Annotated in this window: 5 protein-coding genes; 1 reads left to right on the top strand and 4 read right to left on the bottom strand. The window is 38.4% G+C overall.

From position 1 onward, the window contains the following. Positions 1-29: 29 nt before the first annotated feature. The 4 genes from HWQ36_RS25065 to HWQ36_RS25050 all read right to left on the bottom strand — a co-directional run bounded on the left by HWQ36_RS25065 (position 30) and on the right by HWQ36_RS25050 (position 2770). On the bottom strand, positions 30-173 hold the full coding sequence (locus HWQ36_RS25065; RefSeq protein WP_292707795.1) for a hypothetical protein: 144 nt from the start codon (positions 171-173) through the stop codon (positions 30-32). A 433-nt stretch (positions 174-606) separates the two neighbouring features. Continuing rightward, a complete protein-coding gene (locus HWQ36_RS25060; RefSeq protein ID WP_292707792.1) occupies positions 607-861 on the bottom strand; it encodes a TIGR03643 family protein in 255 nt (84 codons plus the stop codon). A 236-nt stretch (positions 862-1097) separates the two neighbouring features. Then, positions 1098-2084 (bottom strand): ParB/RepB/Spo0J family partition protein, encoded by a 987-nt coding sequence (locus HWQ36_RS25055; RefSeq protein WP_292707789.1) that lies wholly within the window; start codon positions 2082-2084, stop codon positions 1098-1100. Then, complete coding sequence (locus HWQ36_RS25050; RefSeq protein WP_292707787.1) at positions 2081-2770, bottom strand: ParA family protein; 690 nt, start codon at positions 2768-2770, stop codon at positions 2081-2083. Before HWQ36_RS25050 ends, HWQ36_RS25055 begins: the two co-directional genes overlap by 4 nt. Positions 2771-3011: 241 nt before the next feature. Between HWQ36_RS25050 and HWQ36_RS25045 the strand changes: the two genes are divergently transcribed. After that, a complete protein-coding gene (locus HWQ36_RS25045; protein ID WP_292707784.1) occupies positions 3012-3545 on the top strand; it encodes a hypothetical protein in 534 nt (177 codons plus the stop codon). Positions 3546-3658 lie beyond the last annotated feature (113 nt).

The raw sequence follows: 3658 nt of genomic DNA, 5'->3' as shown, positions 1-3658 counted from the left end.
TCACCACTCTCTCCGACGACTGATTCCTCTTAAATTTTTGAATTTGGAATTGCTGGTAAAAACTGGATAGAATCGCGGTCTATTTGGCTGGCTACTTGAGGTAGGAATAAATCGAGAAACTCAACAAAAAATGTAGATATTAATTCTTTGAAAAGCCTGTCATGGTCAATCATTCTAGCAACTCCTCCAACACGGGGCAGATATAGCGTAGCTGACACCAGGGGTAAAATAGTACAAATTTACCTAAAATCGAGGTTTGTAGTATGCCAATGACAAAACTAAAGCCCTTATTCTTTCGTTACAGGCTTGTCTAACAAGGAGCAAGCATGACTTGAATGATTTATCTAAAAGTGATAGCTAAAAAGCTTATACAATAATACTTTCAACCCATTTTGCCCCTAATATCAGCTACTGCTATATTTACCCTTTACTACAAAACGAATTGAGTTAAGTTGCCAAGAGGGAAACTCTATAATGGTATTATTTTATACATGCTAAACTTATTAATGGTACGGCACGTAATGTTAACTTCTGCATTATTTATTACAATAATCCCTTGGAACTTCCCTTTTGTCTTTTAATTTATCTTCAATCACTCACAACCATTTATATTTTTTGGTTGTGCGACTTGAATCTACCTGTAATAAACTCTCGCTTATTTAGATGTTTTGTTGTACGTTTGTTAACTCGCTCTCGCCACATCTGGTAACTAGATTCTTTCATTTCACGCTTCATTAAAGCAATTACCTGTTTCTCAAGCAGTCCAAACTGAGATTCAATGGCTTCCATAGGTGTCCTATCTTCCCATGCCATTTCAATGATCCGCTCAATGGTTTCAGAATTTAGATCAGGTAATTTCATTTCTTTTCTAGCCTTTATTTAACTACTTTTCTTTGAAATTATTTCTTAGAGTCCGTCACAGCCCGTAAATAGTAGGACTCGGCTAACTTGTTTTTATATCTTAGATGTTTAGCTGTTGAGTTGGTGTCATAATCTTTATTCAGTTTGCTGATTTCAAAACAGACAATTATTGTAACTACTATGAATGTAAGTAAGAATTTATTGCTCTTGTCTTACTATTAAGTCCAGTTCTATTTTCAATTTTTGACAATCGCTTCAAGCTGACTAAGCAGATTTTCTAGCTGTTGAGTTTTTTTCGGATCACTCCAAAGCATCTTGTTTTTCTTTGCCACCTCAATCGTGTTAGTTAAGCGTTGTTTCAGGCTTACAGGTTCGGACTCGGACAGTGCTTTTTTACTACCATTCAATGCTTTAACTCGTTGCTTGATTTCAGAAAGGCTAAGGAAATTATTGATAGCTTCTTCTAAAACTTTTTGCCTGCTATCTTTGTCTTTGACACTAGCAATCAAAATTCCTTTAGTGTAATGAATTTTACCTTGACGAATAGCATTCAATATTTCTACTGGTTTTTTAAATAAGGGAAGTCGAGTTGCAACGAATGATTGCCAAGTAATTCGCCCGAATGAATTAAATACCTGTTGAACAAGTTCAGCTTCTTGACTAACCAAAACGTTTTGGTTAACAGTATTTTTTGTTGCGTTGTTCATTCGGTAAAGAAAACTAACAACTTGCTCAGTTTCATAGCCCAGTTGAATTTCAAGCACTCGCAAAGTGTTGTCTAATTCCTCTAAAGCACTGAAGTCACGACGATTTGTATTTTCTGATATCGCAGCATAAAAAGCGGTATGATCATCCCAATCAAAAACCTTGACTGGTATCTCTTCCAATTTTAGTATCGCTGCTGCTTTTAATCGCCGAAGTCCTGCAACCAACTCATATTTTTCAGATTGAGTGGGATGGGGACGTACCCATAGAGGAGAACGAATTCCATTGGGTTGAATATCATTTAGCGCCCATTGTTGTAGCTCTTCTAAATCATAGTAATGCCGAACTGGTTTGCCATCTGGAATAAATGTGAATGTACAAACAATTGCGCTGTGCGGAATGATTTGTTCTTGAGCTATTTCCGCTATTTGTACAATTTCCTGAGTAGTGGCTTGTCCAAAGACAAAATTTAGTTCTTCATTGTTAGCAATATTATCCTTGAGTTTTCGTCGAGTCATGATTCTAATTCAAATAACTTCAAAGCTTCTGTTAGGATTTTGACGTAAGCACTTGCCGCCGCTTTAGGAGCTTCTCCCTTCATACGAAACACTGTACTACCTTGTCCAGGTGCATCCTTAATACATTGACGGTCAGGAAGGGTAGTATTAAGCAAAGGTATAATACCGCTTTGCAAAGCTTCTCTAGCTTCTCGTAACAAAATAGTGTTGTCTTTTACTGCATTTAGATAAATCGCTGCTATCGGTAGCCCTCCTCGAATTTCCTTTGCTTGACGCACAAATTGTACAATTTTACCTGTACTTGCTAAATCGATCATGGAGTCCCTGCAAGGAATAAGTACTAAATTAGAACGGATCAAAATTGCTTTTGTCACCTCACTTGCATTTCCTGGGCCATCAACAATTACAACATCATAAGACTCTGCTAACTTTGGAAGTTCGTCAAATAAAACCTCTGGATCACCAATGACCTTACAAGGCAAGTTGAGATCCTTCAACCAACTTGATGAGCTTTCCTGCCCATCTGCATCAACTAAAATAGTGGAATGCCCCATCTGGGTAAACCAATCAACAGCATGAACTGCTCCTGTTGATTTCCCTGCTCCACCTTTCTGGTTAGCAAATGCCAAAATTTTAGGAAGCTTTTCAGATTTGGTCGTAGTCTTCGTAGGCTTGGATTTTACCATAGGAGCAATTCTCACTTTGCAACAATTGTATTAGCCTTCATAGAATTATCATTTCCAAGATAATTTTCAAGTATTCTTTTAGAACAGATTCAGCAGATTATCTATTATCGAAATAAGTCAATTAACCAAAATGTATGGCTTGATGTTATCACTGATTCAAAAAAAAGAATAAAAATAAAGTTAACCAAAACGTTTTGGTTAAATAAAACGAATATAAGTAACCCCCCTGACAGAAAGACTAATGAAATCTACCGAGCGTCCATCTAAAACATCAGAGAAACAAGGCCCAAAGCTCAACGGTCAAATTTCCAAATTTAGCCCTACCCCGGCTGATGACAAGTTACCGGAAGAACTCACAACTGGCCAACAGCCTGGCCATGCCCCTGTTGAGGAAAAACCCCTAGAGCCGCCAAAAGTTGAGCCGCAGGTAACTGGCAAGCGCAACAAGAAAAAAATAGATTTACCACCAGCAACCAAACCTTATATACCCTTTCAAGACCGCCCCGAAGAACCAGAATTACCGCCAGAACCCTGTCAGCACATGCAATTCCTGGATTGCAACTCGGAGGTAGGGCGTGTGATATTCGAGTGCTATCATTGCCAGCAGGGGATAATCAGCGAGTACACCGGAGAACCCGTAATGGGCGAGTACAAAGGACGACCTTCAGTAATTTTCACAAAAGTAAAATGTCCCAACTGTGAGCAAACAGCGATTAGACTGCAAGTAAGGGAAGTACTTTCCACTACGGCGATACCTTCACCTTGGCAGCAATGATGGCACACTCCCTCTTCAAAAGTGATTAGTAAGAGATATTTACGATTGATAATGCAAATGAGATTTTTACCCTCAATAATAACTGCACTAACGGCACTGACACTAACTAGTTG

Origin of the sequence: Nostoc sp. NMS2 (genome assembly GCF_017115105.1) — a bacterium.
In the GTDB taxonomy this organism is placed as follows: domain Bacteria; phylum Cyanobacteriota; class Cyanobacteriia; order Cyanobacteriales; family Nostocaceae; genus Nostoc.
This window is presented reverse-complemented; position numbering and strand designations above follow the sequence as displayed.

Excerpts from the sequence above, each read along its gene's own strand:
- HWQ36_RS25065 (WP_292707795.1), bottom strand. The coding sequence starts at position 173 with ATGATTGACCATGACAGGCTTTTCAAAGAATTAATATCTACATTTTTT.
- HWQ36_RS25060 (WP_292707792.1), bottom strand. The coding sequence starts at position 861 with ATGAAATTACCTGATCTAAATTCTGAAACCATTGAGCGGATCATTGAA.
- HWQ36_RS25055 (WP_292707789.1), bottom strand. The coding sequence starts at position 2,084 with ATGACTCGACGAAAACTCAAGGATAATATTGCTAACAATGAAGAACTA.
- HWQ36_RS25050 (WP_292707787.1), bottom strand. The coding sequence starts at position 2,770 with ATGGTAAAATCCAAGCCTACGAAGACTACGACCAAATCTGAAAAGCTT.
- HWQ36_RS25045 (WP_292707784.1), top strand. The coding sequence starts at position 3,012 with ATGAAATCTACCGAGCGTCCATCTAAAACATCAGAGAAACAAGGCCCA.